Source organism: Riemerella anatipestifer (assembly GCF_009663465.1).
Taxonomy (GTDB): Bacteria; Bacteroidota; Bacteroidia; order Flavobacteriales; family Weeksellaceae; genus Riemerella; species Riemerella anatipestifer_C.
This window is the reverse complement of record NZ_QXHU01000003.1, coordinates 244,831-267,438: the sequence shown is the minus strand read 5'-3', so window position 1 is coordinate 267,438 and position 22,608 is coordinate 244,831. Positions and strand designations below refer to the sequence as shown.

Here is a 22,608-nt window from a genome sequence, read left to right as displayed (position 1 = left end):
CGTTTTTACACATATAAAACAATATTTTATATTGTTAAAAAAAATTAAACGGTATTTAGTTTAGCTTTCTATTGATAACTCTATACATATAGTCTTGATACCACGCTTTGCAGAGTTTTTTACCATAATCTATTTCAGTCGAACTAACCTTGCTTATAAGATTGTTTTCTAACCCTAAATCGGTTTTGTCGTAGATGCCTATAATATCTTTACCATTGAAAAGATAAATGTAATTGCCAATAATAAATTGTTCCTGTATTCCATCTGAATTTATAATGATAGCTTCTTCATTTTTAGGAGAAACTAAACTTCTTCCCCAACTTCTTATAGGTTTGTTATAAGCTATTATATCGGCTAATGTAGGGTAGATATCAGACTGCTGTGCTAATCTTTCATCTATTCCTTTTAGGTTATATTTAGGATTAGGAGAGTAGAAAATGAGGGGAAGTGCAAATCGGTTCATCGCCTTTTCGTACTCTGGGTAGAACGTTTGATTGGTATGATCCCCTGTGATTACGAAAATGGTATTCTGAAACCAAGGTTGCTTTTTAGCCGTTTCGAAGTATTTTTTTATGGCATAATCGGTATATTGTATAGGTTCGTGCATTGGGATATGCCCTTTTTTAAATTTCCCATTGTATTTTTCAGGGATTTTAAAAGGGTGATGAGATGATGCCGTGAATACAGTTGCCATAAAGGGTTTTTCTGGACTTTTTTTCTGCACATTTTTAGCAAAATATTGTAAAAAAGGTTCGTCCCAAATTGCCCACATACCATCAAAATCATCATCATTATTATATTCGGTTTTGCCATAATATTTTTGAAACCCAAGGATATTCCCAAATCCCAAAAAGCCCATAGAACCATTAGGCGCACCGTGGTAGAAGGAAGTGTCGTATCCTAATTCGTTACACACAGATACAATAGACTGTATTTTTTGATTAGAATATGGTGAGCTGGTGAACGCATCTTTCAGGCTTGGAATACCTGCTAAAATACTACTCATACCGTGTATAGATTGCCTTCCGTTAGCGAAAGTATTGGTAAAAATAAGACTTTCTTTCGCTAAGCTATCTATAAAAGGAGTGTAAGAAACATAGTCTTTGATTTTACTAGAACTATTAAATGCACCAGAATATTCTTTACCAAAACTTTCTACAATAAAAATCACAATATTTGGCCTTTCTTTAGGCGCATCTCTTTGGTATAATTTATAAGGTTTTATATGCTCTTTAATAAAGTTTTCCTCCACAAAATGAACCTCTTTAAAGTTGTTAGAACCTAAAGTTCTCAAAAACGAAAAAGTGCTATTAAGCACAACATTAGCGTGAATTGGGTTTTCCGTATGTCTATTAGCATCTACCAAGTTGATAGGTCGGGTACTGTGTTTAAAATCACCTCTTATACCACCCACCGTAAGTGTAGCTATCACACACAAAGTTACAATAGAACCGATAAAATAAGCTGGTAATTTTTGAGGTTTTTGGTAAGGTATATTTACTTTTTTATAAAGCCATATCCATACCGCTAATAAAACAACAAAAAACAAAGGAATCAATGGAGTTTCTATTAAAGAAACTCCAAATACTTTTAAAAGATTAGACTCGTGTTCTACCACATCTAGCACTGCAGAAGTTAATCTAGACTGACTAAATCGGTAATAGACAAAATCTCCAAAATTCATAGAGTAGGCAATACCATTGGTAACAAAATATACCCAAAAGAGTAATTTTTGATATCCTTTTTTAGTATTGATGGTGAGCGGAATAAGGCTTAGCAGTATAAATAACGAATTAACATACAATATTGCCGTAGTATCAAACGCAGTTCCGTAATACGACAATTTTAAGTATTGGGAAAGACTCTCGATTTTTATTAAATCTTTATTGAAAATCCAAAAAAGTAATCTTGCGATTTGAAAGAAAACAAAGGCAAGTAAAATTCTGTATAGTAGTGTTCCTATTTCTCTAGTGCGGAGATGTTTTAGCATTTTTTTGAATTGAATAATATCTGCAAATTTATGAAAAACGATAGTACCGAATCATACAATAATAAGAAGTAAACCTAAAAAAAATCATAATTATTAAAAATCTAATATTAAAAATCTTGTGAATAAAAAAATAATTTCTATATTGCAGGACTTTATAAAAGACGATAATATTATGGCGAAACATAAGGTAACTTACGAGTTTGCAATGCATTGCTTATCAGAGATTTTGTATGAATATCTAGCAACAGCAGAAGGTTTGGCAGAATGGTTTGCAGATGAGGTTGAGGAGAGAGGAGATGATTTTTATTTCAGTTGGGGCGGTGGCCCTGCTGAAAAGGCAACACTTATAAGATATAAGCCAGAAAGTTTTGTTCGTTTTAGATGGGAAGAAGATGAAGGCACTAAAAGTTTCTTTGAAATGTCTATTGTAATAGATGAAATTACAGAGGATTTATCCCTCAATATTACAGATTTTTGTGAAAAAGGCGACGAAGAAGAAAACCGTCTGTATTGGGAAAATCTTATAGAAAATTTAAGAATAAAGCTAGGTGCCGCTTAATCTTTTAATGTTTAACGAATTATAATGAGCGATTTTTTATCGTTCATTTTTTCTTTTACCATAAAATAAAATAATATGTATTTAGATGGCAATTTGCTTTCTCAAGAACAATCGTTAGCCTATGCTAATAGAGCTTTTATGAATGGAGATGCAGTAAAGGTTCACTTTTTTTTCAAGAATAAAAAAATGATATTGGCAGAAGATGTCTATTTCTTTCTAATGTCTTCTATGAGAAAAATGAGAATGAATATTCCATTGAGTTTTACTTTAGAATTTTTTACAGATATTTTTTCTCAAGCTATCCAAGACCTTTCATTTGACAGAGGTTGTATCAAAGTATTAGTGTTTAGAAAAAACGAAACATTTTTTTCAGCTAAAACACCTGTTCATTTTGTTTATGAGGTGGTTAGAGAAGATGATTTGTTTCAAGTCAAGAAAGGGATAGAGCTAGATATCATTAAAGAAATAAGTGTTAATACACATATTTTAAGCAATATACATACGCATTGTCCAGAAAATATCTATGCTGAAATTTATGCTCAAGAGAATGATTTAGATGACGTTATTCTACTCAATCCTAATAAGCGTATTGCTAGAAGTATTTATGGTAATCTTTTATTTTTAGAAGGCAACACAATTAAAATACCTAAGCAAACGGAAGGAGCGTATATTTCGCCATTGATGGAAAGCTTTATTACCTATATTCATAAAAATCGTTTAGCGGAAATAGAGCAAGTAGAAATGATTGCTTTTGAAAGCCAAAAAGCTAATGAAATTTTGATGATTTCTGATGAGAAAGGTATCTTCTCTGTAAGTAAGATTAGGAATAAGGCATTTCCTAACTCTCGTTTCTCTGAAATGATAGAAAAATGGAATTTGACTTTGGTTTAAATCAGAGTCAAATTCTAGAAAAAGTATTTGCGGGCAGTGGGCTAAATTGGGCTGAAAAGTTCAATTTCAACTACCCCCCTCGTGAATGCCTTTTTTGTATTGTTAAAAATAAGGAAAAGCGTAAATGGCTAAATACAACTAATCCCTTTGCAAATGCTATGTTACTATATAGTATTTTAAAATAAGTTTTGTTTAACTTTTGTTCTAAAAAAACCTGAAAGTTTTATACTTTGTTTGGTAGTTCCTCTTGTGTAGTTGTATTCACATTTTATTTTGCCATAAATTGAATCATTAACAGAATACTTATCTTTGTCAAGTTCTAAATATGTAGATTTTACTATTGTTTTTTCGAAAGGCTTTTCTCTATATATAATATCAGAACGTACTAGATGCTCAATTTTATAAAAATTTTTAAAAATTTTTATTTTAACTCCTTTTGAATCATAACCATTGAAGTCATCTATATAGACAAGTAGCGTATCGTTTTTTTGGGATTGTAACTCATTATTTTCATCTTCAAAATGTGTCTCATCAAAAGCAGAATATGCTTTTAGTTTTCGGAATTCTGAGAGTGTATCATTTTCAAAAATTGTCATAACAACATCTGTACTTCTTTTATCCCTATTAGGTGAAATAATATCCGAGTAACTAAATTTATACTCTAAACTATCATTCAATCTTTTGATTTGATAAGTATCTTTAATTGTTGGCGTTGTTTTAGAGATGTAGAACCCTTTTGGAGCAGAACAATCTTTACAAGCTTCTAAAATAAGAACTAGTATAATTATTCCAAAATATATTTGAGAAACTATTTTCACAATTATTGCAGGAATATTACTACTTGCCTGGATATTTTACTATAAGGGCTTGTAATATTGCCCAAGTCTCAGCGTCTAAAATACCATCACATTGTTCTGGACGAAAATGGTATTGAAATGCCTCTATAACCTTTTGGGAAGATTTGTCCCAAGTTCCAGTAGGAGTAATATCATAACCGAAACTTCTCAAAGTGTTCTGAACTTTTGAAATAAAGGCATAATTATTATAATTAAATTCCAAATCGCTCAATGCGGTTTCATAAAAGTTTTGCTTGGTAGAATTATCGTACCACATTCCCACATTATACTCGTCATAAAGTCGTTTCCAAGGGAAGAATGGTCCTGGGTCTTGTTTTCTAGTTGGCGCAATATCAGAGTGGGCTAAAATTTGAGTTGGAGGAATATTATAACGCTCTACAATATCTTTTGCCAAAGCAGCTACTTTCTTAAACTGATGTTCAGGAAATGGATAAAATACTTTTTCTCCTGCTGTCCCAGTAGTATAACCCTTATTAACAATTTCTATCCCTATGGAATTATCATTCATTTCGGTGGTATTTCTCCAAAAGCTAATACCTGCATGGTAGGCTCTTTTATTTTCATCAACAAGTTGCCAAATGTCATCGTCAGGTAAATCACTTACAAGATAGTGGGCACTCACACCTCTTTGAGTAAGTACTCGTACTGATGTCTCGTTATCAAGAGCTGTATAATGAAGAATAAGAAAACGCTGCCTAAAATTCTGAGCTACAGATGGGAAATTCTCATAATTCACCTTATATCCTTTAGGTTTAGCCGTAACTACAGAACCATAGCTAATAGTATTATCATTTTTTGTAATATCGCCAATATTAGTTTTGTAATAAAAATCTCCCTTAGTAGACTGTTCTATTTGGGGTTTTTGAGAAGCATTTGTAGTTTTTGAGTCTAATTTTGGTTGGGGTGCAACTATTTTTTGTTGAGTGCCACAGGAAACTACAACAGCTCCTAAACTTATAATAAACAAAATATTACGCATTATTCACTTTTATTTTTAAAATTGACTGCCAAAGATAGTGATAAAAATTTTAGATTTTTTTTGCATTTTATTTGGAGGTTTCAAAAAAACGCTCTATATTTGCACTCGCAATTACAGAACAGAAGTACTTAATAAAATAACGAAAAGGAGGGTTGCCGGAGTGGTTAACGGAGCAGTTTGCTAAACTGTCGACTCGCAAGGGTCGCATGGGTTCGAATCCCATACCCTCCGCAACTCAGAGAATAATATTCGGGGCGTAGCGTAGTCCGGTCATCGCGCCTGGTTTGGGACCAGGAGGTCGCAGGTTCGAATCCTGCCGCCCCGACAATGTTTTTCGGAATTTTATATTAAAAAATTCTAAATGGGTGCGTAGCTCAGCTGGATAGAGCATCTGCCTTCTAAGCAGACGGTCCCAGGTTCGAATCCTGGCGCGCTCACAGAAACCTCACTTGAAAAAGTGAGGTTTTTTTGTTTCTTTAAATACTATAAAAATTCATAAGATTTCTAAAATATAATTACCATATTTGTGGTGTAATATTTTTATTTAAAATGGCTATAGAAGATTATATGCTTTCTTGTCCTAACAAGAAATTATTTGGAATGGAGTGCTTTGGTTGTGGCTCACAGAGAGCTTTATTGCTTATTTCCGAAGGTAAATTTGTAGAGGCGTTCTATATGTTTCCAGCTATCTATCCTTTGATATTATTTGTTTTGGTGAGTGCGATTAACTTTATAGATAAAAAAAGACATTATGGTAAGGCAATGATTTTTTTAGCGCTTGTTAGTGTAATCACTATGATTATTTCTTACTTTTGTAAAAATTTCTAAACTTAAAATTTGAATTGTTATGATGAAACAAAATTTACCAAATGCTACATTAGTGCTTGTCCTTGGTATTTTATCTATTCTAGGTTGTTGTTGCTACGGCGTTCCTGGAATTATTTTAGGCGTAGTTGCTTTAGTAATGTATAAGAAAGACAACCAGCTTTATTTAGCTAATCCAGAATTGTATGCTAATTATAGCAATCTAAGTACAGGGCGTATATTGGCTATTATCGGTATTGTATTGAGTGCCTTAAATGTTTTGGCTTATGTAGTATTGATAGCAATGTTTGGCTTTGAAGCTCTAACAGACCAAGAACTCCTGCAAGAAAGAATTCAAGAGATGATACAGAACTAAGATAATTTTAGTTTTTAATAATTTAAACTCTTTGGGAAAGTCCAAAGAGTTTTTTTTGTGCTTTGTTTTTCTTACTTTTGGAACTACTTAAAAACTTCACTATGCCACAATTTAATCCCAGAGATGTTACTTGGCTAGCCTTTAACGAAAGGGTAATGCAAGAGGCTATGGATAAGACTGTTCCGCTCCATTTACGAATTAAATTTTTAGGAATTTTCTCTAATAATTTAGATGAGTTTTTTCGCGTTCGTGTGGCGGGGCTGAAAAGAGCAATGAGCTTTAAACCTAAATACAGAGAAAATTCTTTTTTTGATGAGCCTCAAAAGATTTTAGATAAAATCAATAAAGTGGTGATTAAACAACAAAACGATTTCAATACCACTTGGGAAGAAATACAAAAAGAAATGGCTGCCGAGAAGGTTTTTATCAGAACTCCGAAGGATTTATCCGAAGCCCAAAAGCAGTTTGTAAAAGATTATTTTGATGAAGAGGTGGAAGCTAATGTAATTCCAATCCTTCTTCGGGAAGAGACACCGATGCCTTATCTAAGGGACAAAAGCCTCTATTTAGGAGTGGCGATGCGTAAAAAAGAGTGGCAATATGAGAGCAATTATGCCATTATAGAAGTGCCGTCTAGGGTAATGGGGCGTTTTGTGATTTTGCCCTCCGAAGGAGAGGAAACTAGCGTGATGTTGCTAGAAGATGTGATTAGTTTTAATCTTCCTCATATTTTTTCGTATTTTGGGTATGATGTTTTTGAAGCTCACTCCTTTAAAGTAACTAAAGATGCCGAGTTTGACCTTGATAATGATATTAACACTACTTTGGCGGAGAAAATTAAAAAAGGTGTTAAAAGTAGAAGAAAAGGCAAGCCCACTCGTTTTGTGTTTGATAAGGATATGGATAAAGCCTTGCTAGAGCTTTTAATCCGAAAGTTAGAACTTACAAAGAAAGATAGCATTATACCAGGGCATAAAATTCATAATTTCAAACATTTTATGGATTTTCCTAATGTCTTTAAAACGTATAAAACCCCAGAGGAAAGAACTTCGTTTAACCACCCTTATTTTGAAGGGCAGCAGAGGGTTACCGATGTGATTACCCAAAGAGAGGTCTTGCTTACTTTTCCTTATCATAGCTATATGCCTGTGATAGATTTGCTTAGAGAGGCAGCTATGGACCCAGATGTTAAATCTATTCAAATCACGGCTTATCGTTTGGCGTCCAATTCTAAAATAGCCAATGCCCTCATCAATGCCGCTAGAAACGGAAAAGAGGTTACGGTAATGATAGAGCTTAGAGCAAGGTTTGATGAAGAGGCTAACCTCAAATGGAAAGAACGCCTAGAGGTGGAAGGCATCAAAATTTTGGTGGGTATTCCAGATAAAAAAGTCCACGCAAAACTCTGCGTGATTAAAAAAAGGGTAGGAGGTAAAACCATTCAATATGGTTTTGTGAGTACAGGCAACTTTAACGAAAAAACCGCCAAAGTCTATGGAGACCACCTCTTAATGACTAGCAATAGAGCGATAATGGCGGACATCAATAAAGTGTTTAATTACTTCAGGAAACCAACGGAAGACCCTATTCTAGCCCTTAAAAATTGCAAAACTCTGTTGGTGTGCCCTCACTATATGAGAGCAAAGATAGAAGAACTAATAGATAGGGAAATAGCAGAAGCTAAAGCAGGAAGAAAAGCCAAAATTATACTTAAAGTCAATTCGTTAAGTGATAAAGGATTGATAAAAAAACTCTACCAAGCCGCCGAAGCTGGAGTGAAAATACAAGCCATAGTGAGAGGGATTTTCTGTGTGGTGCAACAGAAAAAATTTAAAACTAAAATAGAAGCCATCAGTATTGTAGATGAGTATCTAGAACACGCTAGGGTAATGTATTTTTACAATAAAGGCAATGAGGATATTTACATATCTTCTGCGGATTGGATGACGCGTAATTTAGATTATAGGGTAGAAGCCGCCGTTAAAATTAACCAACCAGAACTAAAAGAAGAACTGAAAGATTTACTCCAAATTCAGTTAAGTGATAATGTTAAAGCACGAGTTTTAGATAACGCTCTCAATAACGATTATGTGAAAAAAGGAGCCAAGAAGAATAAAATTCGTTCACAGATAGAGATTTATCATTATCTTAAAAACAAAAAATATTAAAATCGTATGAAATTAGCAGCTATAGATATAGGCAGTAATGCCGCCAGACTTCTCATCAACGAAGTGGTTTTGAACGCCAATCATCAACCCGAATTTACCAAACTCAATTTGTTGAGAATTCCGTTGAGGCTAGGTATGGACGTCTTTGTTAAAGGAGAAATAGGAGAGGAGCGGTCTAAAATGGTGGTAGATACGATGAAAGTTTTTAGCGATTTAATGAAAATCTACAAGGTAGAACATTACCGTGCTTGTGCCACAAGTGCAATGCGTGATGCTAAAAACGGACAAGAAATAATAGAACAAGTGGCAAGAACTTCTGGGATTGATATAGAAATTATTTCAGGAACTGAAGAGGCTAATTTGGTTTACGAAAATCACATTGCCGAAGGTTTAGACGAAGATTACGATTATCTTTATATAGATGTGGGTGGAGGTTCTACGGAGGTTACCTTTTATGAAAACGGAAAGGCTAAATTCTCTCATTCGTTTAATATAGGGACAATTAGGCTTCTAAATCATTTGGTAACCGATGCCCATTGGGAGGAGATGAAAAACTTAATCAAGAGCCATATTACGGGCAAAAAACCGATAGTAGCGATAGGCTCTGGAGGAAATATCAATAAGGTATTTTCTATGAGTAAAACCAAGGACGGTAAGGCTTTAGCAACTTCTAAACTGAAGAAATATTACAAAGAATTTTCTCAACTAAGCGTAGAGGAAAGAATGGTAAAGTACAAAATCCGTGAAGACCGAGCCGATGTAATTGTACCAGCCCTTAAAATTTTTAATAATATTTTAAATTGGGCGGATATTTCTAAAATATTTGTCCCTAAAATATCCGTTGCTGATGGGCTTATACACCATATCTATGAAACGGTGAAGAAAGAATAAGTTTTTCAATCACATTTTATTTTGCTCGTTTTCTTATCACTTAAGAAAGCGAGTTTTTATTTTGTGTCTTGTCTTCTTTTTTATCTTGGTCTAAAGCTAATACATCGGTGTAACGAGAAAAAATAGCAAAGCTGTAAGGAAAAATCCCATAGTAACAGAGAAAAGTATAATTGTAATGGGTAGAAATTTAATTGTAACGGTGTAAAACTGAATTGTAATGAGTATAAATAGAAATGTAAAGGGTAAAAACTGAATTGCAACAGGGGAAAATAAAATTGTAATAAGTAAAAATAGAATTGCAGTGGGGGAAAACCGAATTGTAACGGGGGAAAATAGAAATGTAATAAGAGAAAATACAACTGTAAAGGATAAAAACAAAAATACGGTAGGGGGAAACAAAAAAGCAACGATAAAACGTTGGGAAGTTGAGCAGATATATGACAAAAATCAGTATATTTACACATCAATCCTAAAAAATAAATTCTATGAAAAAGTATTTTTCTAACCAGCAAACCCTGCAAGACTACGGTATTTTATTTGAAAATATCAAGACCCAAACCGAACTAAAATCTCAACTCGCCGAGTATGGCTACGATGATGCCGAAGTGCAAAAGGGAAAAGCTCTTTACGACAAAGCACAGGAAGTGTATCAGAAAAACATCAAAGAAGGGCAAGAAGAAACTACCGCTTATGCACAATTCACCACCGAGTTTGAACAACTACTTAAAACCTATAAAACCGACCGAAAAAAAGCCAAAATCATCTACAAAGACCAGCCCGAAACGCTCAAAAACCTTCGTCTAAAGGGGCAAAGTTCTCGCCAGATGGCGAATTTGCTAGATGAAATAAATATTTTTTACCATAGTTTAAAAGAAGATAGTGCCCTGCTAAGCCCTCTTAACCGACTGAAGATTACGGAAGAAAGCGTAGAGGCACAACTCACCCAATTGCAAAAGACTCAAAAAGCCTATGCGACTTATACCCAAGAAAAAGGGGAAAGCCAAGACGCTACTAAGCAAAAAAATGCTGCTTTTTCCGATTTAGAAAAATGGGTGAAAGAGTTCTATAGTATTGCTAAAATTGCTTTGGAAGACCGTCCGCAGTTGTTGGAGAGTATTGCCAAATTTGTAAGGAGTTAGTAAGAACTTAAAAAAATCATTCCCCAAAATTATTATTAAAATAGTTTTGGGGAATTTTATTTTGGGAAACTATTATCTCACAAGGATATTGCATTTGCGTGAGGGCGGAGGGCATTGTTGGAGCTCCTTTTTTGGGCAAGGGGAGAAGGCTTTGGCAAAAAAGAGCGACTGCCCGAAGACCGACCCATCAGCCTAGGGAATAGCGGTGGCTTGGGGCACGCCCTAATAAACAAATATGCTTTAAAGAGAAATAAAAAAAAGGAGTTTTTAAATTTCTAAAAACTCCTTTTGTGGTATTATGTAATAGCTATTTATGCTGGTGGCAAGGAATTACCAAAACAGGCACTGGGGCACTTTTGGTAAGTTCTTTAGTCAGGCTGCCTACAAAAACATCATAGATGCCGCTTCTACCGTGAGAGCCCATCACAATATAATCTGCCTTTTTCTCTTGCACATAGTCCAAAATAACCTCTTTGGCGATGCCTTGCTTTAGGATATGCTCGCAGTCTACATCTTGGGCAATGATTCTCTGTTGTAGCTCGTTGAGTTGTAGAGCTTCTTGCTGTATTTCGTTTTTCTCAATTTCAGGGAAATACTGGAAGCCCATATCGCCAATCGCAAAGCCTATATCCGAAGGCGCCACGTGGATGAGGTATATTTTACCATTGGTCTTTTTTGCAAACTTTACAGTCTCATCAAGAAGAAAATCTGTGCTTTCGCCGAAATCAACGGGAAGAATAATATTAGTCATAACTACTGATTTTTAGTTCTCTAAAGTTACAAAAAAATGTTGAATTATTAAAGCCTAAAAGCCTACAATATCCTAATATCTAAAACTTTTTGGTCTTCCAGATAGCCTTCCAAAAGGTCGTTTTCTTGCACCTTGCCTACACCTTCGGGCGTTCCTGTAAATATTAAATCGCCCACTCTTAGAGTAAAATATTTTGACACAAAGGCAATGATATCCTCAAAGCCGAACATCATATGTTGAGTGGCTCCGTTTTGCTTTTGGATTTTGTTTTGAAAAAGAGAAAAGTTAATGTTATTTAAATCAAAGTTTTCTTTTTTATAAAATGAGCTTACCACCGCCGAGCCATCAAACCCTTTGGAAAGCTCCCAAGGAAGTCCTTTGGATTTGAGTTTAGATTGTAAATCTCTCGCCGTGAAATCTATCCCTAAACCTATTTCCTCAAAATGTTTGTGGGCGTTTTCCTTTTGGATATACTTTCCTCCTTTAGATATTTTTAGAACGACTTCCAGCTCGTAGTGTATTTCGTTAGAAAATTCGGGGATATAAAAATCGTTTCCTTTAAGTAGTGCAGTGTCGGGTTTTATAAAAATAACAGGCTCCTCGGGTATCGCATTGCCAAGTTCTTTGGCGTGTTCGGTATAGTTTCTTCCGATGCAAAGGATTTTCATAAATCAACTATTTTAGATTGAACGATTAAAATTTTCGTCTTAGCTGTATGCTGGTAAGTACTTTCTTGGTGTAGAGCGGGAAGTCAGCATTTTGTACCCAACCGAAATAACCTGCATCTTTGGCTAAAACCTCTTCTACCAGTTGTCCTTTATATTTACCAAAGGTGAAAATCTCTTGTCCTTTATCATCAAAGGCAATAAAACCTGCTAAGTCTGCAAATTTCTGATGGTAAGAAAACTCACTTAGACCATTGATGTCTTTAGGTAGCTCCTCATATTTGCCTACTTGGGCATCTAGCACCTCAAAAGTAGCGAGGGTGTCTGCCTCTGCAGAATGAGCGTCTTCTAGGGTTTTGTTACAATAGAACTGATAAGCGGCACTTAAATTTCTAGGTTCCATTTTATGGAAAATCACTTGAGCATCTACTAGTTTCATTTTACTAAGGTCAAAATCTACGCCTGCTCTTAGCATTTCTTCGGCAAGAAGTGGAACATCAAATCGGTTAGAATTAAATCCGCCTAAGTCTGCTCCTGAAATCATTTCCATAATTTTTGGCGCAATTTCTTTAAGGGTGGGAGCGTCCTTTACATCTTCGTCGGAAATTCCGTGCACTGCAGTTGCAAACGCCGGAATGTGTATTTCTGGGTTCACAAGCCAAGTTTTGGTTTCTCTAGAAGCGTCTGGATTTACTTTTAAGATACAAATTTCTACAATTCGGTCTTTAGAAATATTGGTGCCTGTGGTTTCCAAATCGAATATGCACAGGGGTTTATGTAGTTTTAAATTCATTATTGTAAAATTAGTTGAGTTGTTTTTGAAATATTAAAGAAACTAAAATATAGTACACCACGATTAAAGGAATTGCGTATATTTTAAAGAATGTTAGAATGAGTAACCCGCCTACTAATAAGGCTATTTTAGGGTAATTATCACTTAGTTTTTTAGATTTAAACTTCATTGCTATCATTTTAATAGGGCTAACCAGCAGCCACGAACTAAGTGCAGTTAAAGCTAAAAGCCCCCAACCGTAGTGAGGTTGCTCTAATATTTTTAACGAAAATACATCAGCCACGATGTAGTAGATACCGAAAATTAAAACGGTATTACTAGGTGTATTCAGTCCTTTGAAATAGTACTTCTGTTCTTCATCAATGTTGAAAATAGCCAGTCTTAGACAAGAGAATAGGGTAATGAAAAGCCCCAAGTATTTTATTTCAAATGGAAAGGCAAAACTGCCAATGTTTACGCCATAAGGTTCTAGGAGTTTATACATTGCCAACCCTGGTATTAGCCCAAAACTTACCATGTCTGCCAAAGAATCTAGCTGAACACCCAAAGGCGAATTGGCGTGTAAGGCTCTAGCTATAAACCCGTCAAAAAAATCTAATACTAAAGATATAATAATGCATATAGCGGTAATTTCGTAAGCTCCGTTAACTAAATGGATAGCTCCTACGCACCCCGAAAACAGATTGCCTAAAGTAAAGGCATTAGCGAGATTATTTTTAATAAAATTCATAGAGCAAAGATAAGGATTTCTTTTGAAGGTGTCTTTTAAGAAATAAAAATGAGGCTATCCTCATTAAAGATAGCCTCACTCATCGTTTTGTAAACTTTATTACCAGATTTTAATTCTATCCTCTGGTTTTTTGTAGTGTTTGTCTTTTGCTTCTACTTTAAAGGCATCATACCAAGCATCTACATTTACCAACGGTCCAAAACTACGGAAGTAGCCTGGAGAGTGTGGGTCGGTTTTCACTTGGTTAATCATATATTGCTCGGTAGATTTGGTTCTCCACACGGTAGCCCAGCTCAAAAAGAACCTTTGGTCTTGGTTGTAACCGCTGATTTCCCCTGGGTTGCCTTTATCTTTAAGATACATTTTTAACGCATCATAAGCAATGGCTACCCCACCTAAGTCTGCAATGTTTTCTCCACTAGTGAAGACTCCATTTACGAAACTTCCTTTTACAGGCTCATACTTGCTGTATTGGTCCGCCAGTTGTTTTACTTTAATATCAAAGTTTTTACGGTCTGCATCTGTCCACCAGTTGCTAAGGTTTCCATCACCATCAAAGCGAGAACCACCATCATCAAATCCGTGAGAAATTTCGTGACCGATTACTGCACCAATACCTCCAAAATTAACCGCAGGGTCTGCCTTAAAGTTGAAGAATGGTGGTTGTAATATCGCTGCTGGGAACACAATCTCGTTGTTGGTTGGGTTGTAGTAAGCGTTTACGGTTTGTGGTGTCATTCCCCATTTAGATTTGTCCACAGGTTTATTCACTTTTTCTGCTAAAGTTTTTTCGTAAGCCCAAAGTGATACCTGCTTTAAGTTGTCATAAAGAGAAGAACCGTTATTGAAGTTAAGTTTAGAGTAGTCTTCCCATTTGTCTGGATAAGCCACTTTTACAGTGAATTTATTTAGTTTGTCTAACGCTTTAACTTTAGTTTCGGCAGACATCCAGTCTAAGTTTTCTATGTGATGTTGGTAAGACTTTTTAAGGTAGCTGATAAGCGTTTCCATTTCTGTTTTAGCTTCAGCAGGGAAATACTTATCTACATACAGCTTACCGAAGGCTTCGCCAAGAACGCCATTGATGAGGCTAAGTCCTCTCTTTTCCATAGCTCTTTGCTCCTTTTGCCCTTGAAGGTATTTGCTATAAAAATTGAAGCTGATGTCGTCTAATCTCTTATCTAAATTATCTGCATTGCTAGAAAGTAATCTTAATTTAAGATAATCTTTAATTAGAGGCAGATTAGCACTGTTGATGAATTTATCCAAGTTTTGATAATAACTTAACTCTCCTAAAATGACTCTATCTGTGTTTACACCAGCCTCTTTAAGATAAGTAGAAAGGTTTACATTTTTCACTAAACTTGGCAATTCAGAAGTGTTTTTAGGGTTGTAGCGTTTGTTGGCATCTCTACCTTCCTCGTTGGTAAGTAGCGTTTTTGCCATTGTTTTCTCTAAATCTACTATTTTTTTAGCGGTATCGTTAGAGTTCTTATATCCTAAAACATCTAATAGAGAAGCCACATACTTTTGGTATTCGTTGAGTGTTTTTGTGTTCTCTGCGTTCTCTTTTTGATAGTAATCTCTTCCTAAACCTAGACGAGGTCCACCTAGATAGATGGTGTTCATCTTAGAGTTTTTAAGGTCGGTGTAGGCGTACCAACTGTAAAGAGGATTATCTCCTGTGCGAACTGCTGCAGTAAGATAAGTTTGTAGGTCTGCTAAGTTTTTGATAGCCTCAATTTTAGCTAAATCATTTTTGATAGGGCTGATGCCTTCTGCATTTCTTTTATCCATATCCATAAAAGAAGCGTAGAGGGTTTGTATTTTTTTACCTTCAGTACCTTCGGCATAGGTTTCAGAAAGGATATTTTTAAGAATGGTAAGGGACGCCTCGTCTGTTTTTTCACGCAATTCGTTGAAACTTCCCCAAGAGGCTTTATCCGAAGGAATAACCGCCGTACGCATCCAACCTCCATTTACGAAATTGTAGAAATCGTCTTGAGGGCGAACATTGGTATCCATATATTCTAGGCTAATCCCGTGTTCTTCGTGGTGGTGATGTCCAGCGTGAGAAGCATGCTCTGTGTGAGCTACTTTCTTATTTACCGAGCAAGACTGAAAAGCTAACGCTCCAGAAAGAGCCAATAGGCTTAATGTAATTTTCTTCATTTTGAATAGATATTTTTGTCGTTTATTTTTAACTTATTTTACAACAGTTTTTAGACTGACTCTACAAAGCTACAATTTTTTTGTTAAAAAGTGTTTAAGGTTCATTGGGATTAAAAATAAGAACTTCTACAATAGACTGTAAAACTCTTTGAGAAACGAAGTTCATAAAGTCCTCTCTATCTAGATGAGGTAGGTGCAAATGGTAGTTGTAGCTTTTGTTTTTTACTCTTACGGAATAATACACAGAGCCTATTTCATTTTGATATTGGTCGGTTTGTGGGCCTGCAACGCCTGTGGTAGAGATAGAAATGTCCGTTTTAAATAATTCTTGACAACCTCTCGCCATTGCTTCGGCTACTTGTTCCGAAACTACTGTGTGCTGGTTTATCAGTTGTTCGGGAACTTTTAAAATATTGATTTTTTGATTGACCGCATAGGCAGTAATGCCTCCTTGAAAGTAGGCAGAGCTGCCCGATATAGAGGTGATTAACCTTGAAATACCACCGCCAGTACAGCTTTCGGCAGAAGAGATGCTAAGTCCTCTTTGGGTAAGAATAAATTTAAGGATAGACGCTATATCCTCGTTATCCCAAGAAATGACTTTGTCTTGGATTAAAGGTTTTAGCGGTTCTATAATATGGTTGAGTTGGGCTTCTAAATCGGTTTTATTATTCCCAATGGCGGTGAGTTTTAGCTTCACTCTGTTTCCTATGGGGAGGTAGGCTAGTTTTATGTTTTCGGGCAGATGGTTTTCCCAATCTTCTATGGTTTGGGCTAAAAGACTTTCGGGGAAATCAACCACGGAGATGATTCTTACTACTATATGTGATAAAGAAAACCTTTCAGCTAGTAGCGGAATAATTTGGTCTTTAATTAAAGGTTTCACTTCATAAGGCACACCAGGGAGCACAAAGACCATCTTGCCGTTTTCTTCCATCATTAGGCAAGGGGCGGTACCGTTATGATTTTGTATGACTTTGGCTTTTGAGGGTATTTCTGCCTGTGGGCGGTTAATATCAAAGAGATGCACTCTGTTTCGTTTGATTAAAATTTGCTCCAGATGAGCCAAAGTTTTGGGGTCTGTGATGAGGTTATCATCAAAAAAGTGAGCAATGGCTTTTTTCGTTTTGTCGTCTTTGGTAGGTCCTAGACCGCCTGTGGTTATCACGAGGTTGGTGATTTTGAAGGCATCATTTAAAGCCTGTTTAATGCAGTCGGCATCATCTGAAATGGTAAAGATTTCGGCGACTTTAATCCCTATATTATGAAGTTCTTTAGCAATAAAGTTAGAATTGGTATCAATGGTATTTCCAGCTAAAACTTCATCACCTATTATGATGATTGCGGCATTTGTTACAGTCATATTTAGTTAGTATTTACGAAACACAAAGTTAGTGAATAACGAGAGGAAACTAAACTATAAAAGAGGAGGAGGCGCTTGTTTTTTTAACTTTAAGTTTACAATGGTATAAGATATAAGTCCTATATTTGCCCCTATAAGGTTTTAAAAAATGAAAAGAAGAGATTTTTTAAAGAGTGGGTCTATAGCGGCTTTGGGAGGTCTGCTTATCAGCCCATTTGGTTTAAAAGCCAATACAATAAAAGAAGAGTTTAGAGGGAAAAAAGCCAAAAACATCATCTTTATGGTGAGTGATGGTATGAGTGTAGGTACCCTACATATGGCAGATATCTACTCTAGGAGAAAACTAGGTAGAGCTTCCCATTGGCTGGGTCTGTATGAGAATAATTTGGTACAAAGAGCAGTAATGGATATGGCATCGGCGAGTTCTATTGTTACCGATTCTGCGGCGGCAAGTTCTTCGTGGGGTGGGGGAGTGCGTGTAAATAACGGGAGCCTTAACATTAGCCCAGATGGAAAAGAAAATATGCCGATACTCCAAAAGTTTAAAAAGGCAGGTAAAAAGGTAGGTTGTGTAACTACAGTTCCTATCAACCACGCTACACCAGCGGGGTTTTGTGTAACTTCTAAAAAGAGAAGTGCAATGGAGGATATTGCGGTAGACTATTTAGATTTAGGTTTTGATGTAATGATGGGAGGTGGGGCTAAATATTTTGAAGCAGATAAAAGAAAAGACGCCGTAGACTTAGATGCTAAGTTCCGTTCTAAAGGTTATACAGTGGTGAAAAACAAAGCAGAAATGTTATCTGCTCCTAAAAATAAACCTATCCTAGGTACTTTTGATGAGGAGGCGTTGCCCTATACCGTAGACCATAATAGCTGTGATAAAATGAAAGCCAATATCCCTACTCTAGCAGAGATGACGGAGAAGGCTATATCGCAGATGAAAGACCACCCTAAAGGCTTTGTAATGCAAGTAGAAGGCGGTAAGGTGGACTGGGCGGCACACGGCAATGATGTGGCGGCTCTGCTATACGACCAGTTGGCTTTTGATGAGGCGGTGAAGGTCGCTATGGATTTTGCAAAGAAAGACGGCAATACTTTGGTGGTGCTTACTTCTGACCACGGAAATGCCAACCCAGGGCTTATCTATGGTAAGACTTGTAATGATAATTTTGACCATATACAAAACTTTAAAAACTCTAACGAATGGATATTGCAAGGGATACAGCCTGATAGCTCTGTGTCTTTCGTTAAAGAGAGAATAGCCAAGGCGTGTGGAGATATGGTGTTGTCTGATGACCAAGCGAAGCAGCTATTATCTTACTACTCTAAAGCAAAGCAAGAAGATGGTTTGTATAACCCTCGTCACTTGCCATTTAAGCTCCTTTCCGAGATGCAAAAAGACTATACCTCTGTGGGGTGGATAAGTATGGACCACTCCTCGGACTATACAGAACTTGCGATGTTTGGACCAGGAAGCGAGCGTCTAAAACCACTGATGAGAAATACAGATATACACACATTCTTATTAGACGCTGCCGAAGTAGAAAATAAGTTTTAGTCGTGTTTTTATTTAATGATACAAAAGCCTCCAAATAACTTTGGAGGCTTTTGTATAGAAGTCTTATGGTATACCCCTGTTGTCAGAGGTGTTCTGCTCGTACGAGCAGAACACCTCTGCTAGATAAGGCAGGACCTCTCTGCTCGGTAAGGCAGAACGGAGGTGATAATAGCACCCCATTGACCTTATCCGTTGGAATGTTGGCATTTCATTTTATTTGGAGGGGGATTGTCTTGCCCCAAACGGAAGCCCGTTCGCTCGTACGAGCGAACGGGCTTCCCCTTACCGAGGGAAGAGGCTTCGCCTTAGGCAGTGAGGTGCCTTCCCCTTATAAGGGGACTGCCCTCCCTTAGTACTAAGGGAGGGCAGCCGTTATTCAGAAATGCTAAAAACACTCTACACAATAGTAATAGGTGTGCTTAGCGTTTCGGTGCGAGGCTCTTTGAGTAGCGTTTTACCATTGCTGTATTGCGTGGTGATGCTTAGCTCATAATTCCCTGCTTCTAAATCCGAAGGCACAAGGATAAGCACCCTTGATGGCTCGTTAAGCACAATATCGTCTTTGGTTAGCTTCACCTCGTTTTGAGTGTCTAAGTTTTTGAAGACGATACCGTTCTTAGGATTGTCGCCGTCTATTTTAATATAAGTGCCTTTGATTTCGGCGTTTTTGCCTTTGGTAAGCGTGCCGTCTGCTTTGCCTGTGGCTTTGTCGGTAATGCTGAACACGCTCATTGGGCTAGACTGCTCGCCGAGGATTTCCACTTTGGTATCGTTGGCAGCTTTTCTTAGGTCGGTGCCTTGGTTTACATTGACGTAAACGGAATGCTTCTCCTTATCCCAAGTTTTATCGTAAAACACACCTTTAATGGCAGGACGCATATACACCAGTCCAGTATTTACGCTATAGCCATTGAGTACCAACTCCGAGGCTTTGCGATTAAAACGAGTGATAATATCTACCGCCGTTTCGGTTTTTATCTCCATACCCTCTTTTTTAAGGGCATCTATGATTTCTGTAATGCCGAGGCTACCGCCTAAGAGAGGCACGGCTACAAAATCGTTAGGGTCGTCTTTCGTGAGTAGGTTGGGACGCAACCACGCTTTTAAAGTATTCATAACATATCTATTTTTAAAGGTTGAACATTTTTTATAATAAAGTCTAATTTATAAGATTGGCTAATCCTGAAGACAGCGGAGCGGGCGCCCCCAGTAACGACTGCCGCCGTAGCTGCTGTTGTTCGTGCTGCTGCTGCCATCATCGAAGTACAAGTACCAAGAGTAGTTACTGCTATTAGGAGAAGACGACCAGCACCAGCCGCTATAGGCTCCCGGAGCAGGATTCCAACCGCCACTACTACTCAAGTCCCCAGCATAGGTGAGCTTTAAAGGGTCTGCAAACCAACCTGCCCCATTCTTGGAGGTAAGCAAATTCTGGTAAGCCTCCCACTCTGCTTTAGTAGGCACGTGATAGCCATCAGGACAAGGGTTAGTATAAGTCTGCAACTGGGCATTATCATACAACGGGATACTTGGGTTTACTCTATTCCCTGTGGTTGCCGTTGGGTAAGTTACCAACTCGTGCCCGTCAGCATCACGCCCCCACTGGAAGTGAGAACCATAAGCATTCTTATCCGCCAAACTGGTGGCTTGTTGCACAGGATTAAAAACGGGAGAATTGAGGTTAGCATAGTCCGCCCCAAGGTTATTATTGAGCCAAGTTCTACCATCACTCCCCGTTATAGGAATATAGACAAACTGATGCTCTAATCTTCCGTTAGTCTGCACCCCAAACTTCTTATCCGGAATCCCGCCGATGGCTTTTACCCCAAACGGTGTACTGGAGATATTCCCATTAAAGGTGATGGTGTAAGCTGATGCCCCCGAAATCAGATTGTACTGCTGACCGTCAGGACCATAAGTTTTCGCTTTGAAAGGGCTACCCGACACATTTCGCAACTTCGCCGTAATCGTTCCACTTGCTCCCGCCAAAGTCCCCGCAGGATAGTACAACTTGAAGTTCTGGGTGCCTCCCGTATCGTTCTGGAGCGGCAAAATCTGCTCGTAAGCCGAATAACTGCCGTTGGTCGGGTTGGCATTGGTGTAAGGGATTTTCACCTCAAACTCGTAACCGTTCGGAATACCAGTGGCTGGCGAATGGTACTTTTGACCATTGTAGTTTAAAGCCACAATCAACTGGTCTTTTACTGGACCCAAAGTCGCCGTGGCTGCACTGATGTTAAAATTAGTGGTTAGGGTCGCAAACGGTGCCGAACTAAAGGTCGCCGTGGCAGTACCGGGAGCTGTTGGTGTCCCCGTTACTGGATACGTCAGCGTAAGCGACTGGTTAGCGGGGAGGGTTACGCTGCTGTTGCTACTCCCATTGATGCCCAAACCGTTGGAAATGCTGATGGCATTGCTCAAATCCAAGTTATTGAGGGCATAATTGTTATTGTTCTGAAGCGTTACCTGTACTGTACGGCTGCCGTTGCTGCCTACGCCTACCACATAAGTCCCATTAACGGTTAAATTGCTGGAAGTCGCATTGGCAAACTGCTCAAACACCTGATTGGCGGTTTGCGTACCACTCACCGGACTGGCCGTAAAGCTCGCCTTTAATGTCCCTATCGAAGGCGAAAACCCCGCCAACTGGTACTGCAAGGTTTTTGTCGTATTTCCCGCAATGCTTACCGAAGAATGCTGGTTAGGGACGACACTAATGCCCGAAAGCTGGCTTAGGCTGATGGCATTAGACAGGTTGAGACCACTTGCCGTTGCCCCACCCGTATTCTCAATTTCAACGGTGATATAGTTGTTTGTATCCATCGCCTTCCCTCTAATCCAAGAACCAGAAGCGTTAAACGTCATCGTTTTCAGCGTAGGGGCGGCGGCGGTTACCACTTGCGTGCTGCCACTACCCGATAAGCCCAAACGGCTGAAGTTCGCCGTGAGTGTCCCTGCTGCAGTGGGGGTTCCCGAGAGTTTATAGGTCAGCACACGCGACTGCCCCGGGGTAATGGTTACATTCGTTGTATTAGAATCTCCTACTACTGTAAGCCCATTAGCCACCTCCGCAGGCGTACCGTTTAAACTTACCGCAGCACTAAAGTCTAACGGTCCCACAGAGTTAAACGAGTTGTTGGTGACCGAAAACTTAACGACATTGGCGGCATTGAAGGCTTGCGTGGTAACATAACTGCCCTCGAAGGCATCAAACGACACACTGACATTAACCGCCGCGTTTGACACGCAACGCCACTCGGGAACCGAACCCACCCCAAGGGTGTAAATCTCCAAACAATGTTTGTCTTTGTTGTAAATCATCAACCCTTCTTTTGGAGAGGTGATATTTGCTTTTTCGGCTTCGGCTAAGGTAGGGAACAACACACCGCCCGTTTCACCCGAATCTTTACCCAACTGTGCTACCGCCGACGGGTGGACATCGGACACCCGAAGCCCCAAACGGTTACCGCCCGTAATCAACACTTGGGCATCGCCCGTGATGGTAAGTTTGCGGTCTAAATTCGACACCGTACGGTCGGTTGCCAAAGTACCGTCGGCTTCGTAAAGGGTGGTTTTAGTCCGCCAAACATATTGGTTGGTAGCGGTGTCCCAAGTCAAAATCTGACCGTCCGCTGTACCAGTAGGAAGACTAAAAGGCACGCCTACATTCAGCTTGACCCAAGTTCCGGGAGCCGAAGGGGTTTCTTGGCTGTAGTAATAATACCCCACATCGGTAATCCCCGTAATCTTGCCACCTCCCATACCGCCAGTGGGGTTCACGTCCTTCACAAACACCAACATCGAGTGCTGGTCGGGCGTCAAGGTCATATGGGACACGGCTTCCAAAGTCAATCGGGGAATGAGAAGCCCCTTCGCTCGCTCTTTAGGAAGGCTCTCATTGGGAGCCACTTCCAAAGTC

Annotated in this window: 20 protein-coding genes and 3 tRNA genes; 12 read left to right on the top strand and 11 right to left on the bottom strand. The window is 38.3% G+C overall.

The features are described 5' to 3' along the window. Positions 1 to 55: 55 nt before the first annotated feature. Positions 56 to 1,990: an LTA synthase family protein gene (locus D1003_RS05670; RefSeq protein ID WP_153936074.1), complete on the bottom strand. Its 1,935-nt coding sequence runs from the start codon at positions 1,988 to 1,990 to the stop codon at positions 56 to 58. Between the two features lie 172 nt (positions 1,991 to 2,162). On the opposite strand from D1003_RS05670, the gene D1003_RS05665 reads away from it, so the two are divergent. Then, positions 2,163 to 2,549: an START-like domain-containing protein gene (locus D1003_RS05665; RefSeq protein ID WP_052910156.1), complete on the top strand. Its 387-nt coding sequence runs from the start codon at positions 2,163 to 2,165 to the stop codon at positions 2,547 to 2,549. Between the two features lie 75 nt (positions 2,550 to 2,624). Then, positions 2,625 to 3,440 (top strand): aminotransferase class IV, encoded by an 816-nt coding sequence (locus D1003_RS05660; protein WP_079206505.1) that lies wholly within the window; start codon positions 2,625 to 2,627, stop codon positions 3,438 to 3,440. 176 nt (positions 3,441 to 3,616) lie between these two features. On the opposite strand, the gene D1003_RS05655 is transcribed toward D1003_RS05660, so the two are convergent. Both D1003_RS05655 and D1003_RS05650 read right to left on the bottom strand, forming a co-directional pair. Beyond that, complete coding sequence (locus D1003_RS05655; protein ID WP_153936073.1) at positions 3,617 to 4,258, bottom strand: hypothetical protein; 642 nt, start codon at positions 4,256 to 4,258, stop codon at positions 3,617 to 3,619. Between the two features lie 19 nt (positions 4,259 to 4,277). After that, positions 4,278 to 5,276 (bottom strand): N-acetylmuramoyl-L-alanine amidase, encoded by a 999-nt coding sequence (locus D1003_RS05650; RefSeq protein ID WP_153936072.1) that lies wholly within the window; start codon positions 5,274 to 5,276, stop codon positions 4,278 to 4,280. A gap of 146 nt (positions 5,277 to 5,422) precedes the next feature. Between D1003_RS05650 and D1003_RS05645 the strand changes: the two genes are divergently transcribed. From D1003_RS05645 to D1003_RS05610, 8 genes are all read left to right on the top strand, one after another. Then, positions 5,423 to 5,507 (top strand) — tRNA-Ser (locus D1003_RS05645). A gap of 19 nt (positions 5,508 to 5,526) precedes the next feature. After that, positions 5,527 to 5,601: transfer RNA gene (locus D1003_RS05640), tRNA-Pro, on the top strand. A gap of 38 nt (positions 5,602 to 5,639) precedes the next feature. Then, positions 5,640 to 5,713: transfer RNA gene (locus tag D1003_RS05635), tRNA-Arg, on the top strand. A gap of 112 nt (positions 5,714 to 5,825) precedes the next feature. Beyond that, the gene (locus tag D1003_RS05630; RefSeq protein ID WP_014938333.1) at positions 5,826 to 6,104 is read left to right on the top strand and encodes a DUF2752 domain-containing protein; all 279 of its coding nucleotides are present in this window, start codon (positions 5,826 to 5,828) and stop codon (positions 6,102 to 6,104) included. 19 nt (positions 6,105 to 6,123) lie between these two features. Continuing rightward, positions 6,124 to 6,456 (top strand): CCC motif membrane protein, encoded by a 333-nt coding sequence (locus D1003_RS05625; RefSeq protein WP_014938334.1) that lies wholly within the window; start codon positions 6,124 to 6,126, stop codon positions 6,454 to 6,456. A 101-nt stretch (positions 6,457 to 6,557) separates the two neighbouring features. Beyond that, positions 6,558 to 8,624: a polyphosphate kinase 1 gene (gene ppk1, locus D1003_RS05620; protein ID WP_153936071.1), complete on the top strand. Its 2,067-nt coding sequence runs from the start codon at positions 6,558 to 6,560 to the stop codon at positions 8,622 to 8,624. A gap of 6 nt (positions 8,625 to 8,630) precedes the next feature. Then, positions 8,631 to 9,515, top strand: coding sequence for an exopolyphosphatase (locus D1003_RS05615; protein WP_153936070.1), 885 nt, complete (start codon positions 8,631 to 8,633; stop codon positions 9,513 to 9,515). A 485-nt stretch (positions 9,516 to 10,000) separates the two neighbouring features. Then, positions 10,001 to 10,654, top strand: coding sequence for a hypothetical protein (locus D1003_RS05610; RefSeq protein ID WP_153936069.1), 654 nt, complete (start codon positions 10,001 to 10,003; stop codon positions 10,652 to 10,654). 307 nt (positions 10,655 to 10,961) lie between these two features. On the opposite strand, the gene D1003_RS05605 is transcribed toward D1003_RS05610, so the two are convergent. From D1003_RS05605 to D1003_RS05580, 6 genes are all read right to left on the bottom strand, one after another. Next, positions 10,962 to 11,405 (bottom strand): universal stress protein, encoded by a 444-nt coding sequence (locus D1003_RS05605; protein ID WP_153936068.1) that lies wholly within the window; start codon positions 11,403 to 11,405, stop codon positions 10,962 to 10,964. Positions 11,406 to 11,467: 62 nt separating this feature from the next. Continuing rightward, on the bottom strand, positions 11,468 to 12,073 hold the full coding sequence (locus D1003_RS05600; RefSeq protein ID WP_153936067.1) for a fumarylacetoacetate hydrolase family protein: 606 nt from the start codon (positions 12,071 to 12,073) through the stop codon (positions 11,468 to 11,470). A 25-nt stretch (positions 12,074 to 12,098) separates the two neighbouring features. Further along, a complete protein-coding gene (locus D1003_RS05595; RefSeq protein WP_153936066.1) occupies positions 12,099 to 12,863 on the bottom strand; it encodes a 3'-5' exonuclease in 765 nt (254 codons plus the stop codon). A 10-nt stretch (positions 12,864 to 12,873) separates the two neighbouring features. After that, on the bottom strand, positions 12,874 to 13,593 hold the full coding sequence (locus tag D1003_RS05590) for a phosphatidylcholine/phosphatidylserine synthase (RefSeq protein ID WP_153936065.1): 720 nt from the start codon (positions 13,591 to 13,593) through the stop codon (positions 12,874 to 12,876). 99 nt (positions 13,594 to 13,692) lie between these two features. Next, positions 13,693 to 15,765: a M13 family metallopeptidase gene (locus D1003_RS05585; RefSeq protein ID WP_153936064.1), complete on the bottom strand. Its 2,073-nt coding sequence runs from the start codon at positions 15,763 to 15,765 to the stop codon at positions 13,693 to 13,695. 94 nt (positions 15,766 to 15,859) lie between these two features. Next, entirely contained in the window at positions 15,860 to 17,128 is a 1,269-nt protein-coding gene (locus D1003_RS05580; protein WP_153936063.1) for a CinA family nicotinamide mononucleotide deamidase-related protein, read from the bottom strand. Positions 17,129 to 17,276: 148 nt separating this feature from the next. Between D1003_RS05580 and D1003_RS05575 the strand changes: the two genes are divergently transcribed. Together D1003_RS05575 and D1003_RS05570 are read left to right on the top strand one after the other, a co-directional pair. Continuing rightward, positions 17,277 to 18,689, top strand: coding sequence for an alkaline phosphatase (locus D1003_RS05575; RefSeq protein WP_153936062.1), 1,413 nt, complete (start codon positions 17,277 to 17,279; stop codon positions 18,687 to 18,689). Between the two features lie 65 nt (positions 18,690 to 18,754). Beyond that, positions 18,755 to 19,042 (top strand): hypothetical protein, encoded by a 288-nt coding sequence (locus tag D1003_RS05570; protein ID WP_153936061.1) that lies wholly within the window; start codon positions 18,755 to 18,757, stop codon positions 19,040 to 19,042. Positions 19,043 to 19,085: 43 nt separating this feature from the next. Here D1003_RS05570 and D1003_RS05565 read toward each other — a convergent pair whose 3' ends face one another. Together D1003_RS05565 and D1003_RS05560 are read right to left on the bottom strand one after the other, a co-directional pair. Continuing rightward, positions 19,086 to 19,805, bottom strand: coding sequence for a DNA-binding domain-containing protein (locus D1003_RS05565; RefSeq protein WP_153936060.1), 720 nt, complete (start codon positions 19,803 to 19,805; stop codon positions 19,086 to 19,088). 60 nt (positions 19,806 to 19,865) lie between these two features. Then, positions 19,866 to 22,608 (bottom strand): hypothetical protein (locus D1003_RS05560; RefSeq protein ID WP_221410918.1); only part of this gene is annotated, 2,743 nt, incomplete at its 5' end.

What these genes read in the sequence shown, in the direction of transcription:
- D1003_RS05665 (WP_052910156.1), top strand. Translation starts at nt 2,163, where the DNA reads ATGGCGAAACATAAGGTAACTTACGAGTTTGCAATGCATTGCTTATCA.
- D1003_RS05670 (WP_153936074.1), bottom strand. Translation starts at nt 1,990, where the DNA reads ATGCTAAAACATCTCCGCACTAGAGAAATAGGAACACTACTATACAGA.
- D1003_RS05570 (WP_153936061.1), top strand. Translation starts at nt 18,755, where the DNA reads ATGGTATACCCCTGTTGTCAGAGGTGTTCTGCTCGTACGAGCAGAACA.
- D1003_RS05605 (WP_153936068.1), bottom strand. Translation starts at nt 11,405, where the DNA reads ATGACTAATATTATTCTTCCCGTTGATTTCGGCGAAAGCACAGATTTT.
- D1003_RS05585 (WP_153936064.1), bottom strand. Translation starts at nt 15,765, where the DNA reads ATGAAGAAAATTACATTAAGCCTATTGGCTCTTTCTGGAGCGTTAGCT.
- ppk1 (WP_153936071.1), top strand. Translation starts at nt 6,558, where the DNA reads ATGCCACAATTTAATCCCAGAGATGTTACTTGGCTAGCCTTTAACGAA.
- D1003_RS05580 (WP_153936063.1), bottom strand. Translation starts at nt 17,128, where the DNA reads ATGACTGTAACAAATGCCGCAATCATCATAATAGGTGATGAAGTTTTA.
- D1003_RS05590 (WP_153936065.1), bottom strand. Translation starts at nt 13,593, where the DNA reads ATGAATTTTATTAAAAATAATCTCGCTAATGCCTTTACTTTAGGCAAT.
- D1003_RS05625 (WP_014938334.1), top strand. Translation starts at nt 6,124, where the DNA reads ATGATGAAACAAAATTTACCAAATGCTACATTAGTGCTTGTCCTTGGT.
- D1003_RS05600 (WP_153936067.1), bottom strand. Translation starts at nt 12,073, where the DNA reads ATGAAAATCCTTTGCATCGGAAGAAACTATACCGAACACGCCAAAGAA.
- D1003_RS05660 (WP_079206505.1), top strand. Translation starts at nt 2,625, where the DNA reads ATGTATTTAGATGGCAATTTGCTTTCTCAAGAACAATCGTTAGCCTAT.
- D1003_RS05575 (WP_153936062.1), top strand. Translation starts at nt 17,277, where the DNA reads ATGAAAAGAAGAGATTTTTTAAAGAGTGGGTCTATAGCGGCTTTGGGA.
- D1003_RS05615 (WP_153936070.1), top strand. Translation starts at nt 8,631, where the DNA reads ATGAAATTAGCAGCTATAGATATAGGCAGTAATGCCGCCAGACTTCTC.
- D1003_RS05630 (WP_014938333.1), top strand. Translation starts at nt 5,826, where the DNA reads ATGGCTATAGAAGATTATATGCTTTCTTGTCCTAACAAGAAATTATTT.
- D1003_RS05565 (WP_153936060.1), bottom strand. Translation starts at nt 19,805, where the DNA reads ATGAATACTTTAAAAGCGTGGTTGCGTCCCAACCTACTCACGAAAGAC.
- D1003_RS05595 (WP_153936066.1), bottom strand. Translation starts at nt 12,863, where the DNA reads ATGAATTTAAAACTACATAAACCCCTGTGCATATTCGATTTGGAAACC.
- D1003_RS05650 (WP_153936072.1), bottom strand. Translation starts at nt 5,276, where the DNA reads ATGCGTAATATTTTGTTTATTATAAGTTTAGGAGCTGTTGTAGTTTCC.
- D1003_RS05610 (WP_153936069.1), top strand. Translation starts at nt 10,001, where the DNA reads ATGAAAAAGTATTTTTCTAACCAGCAAACCCTGCAAGACTACGGTATT.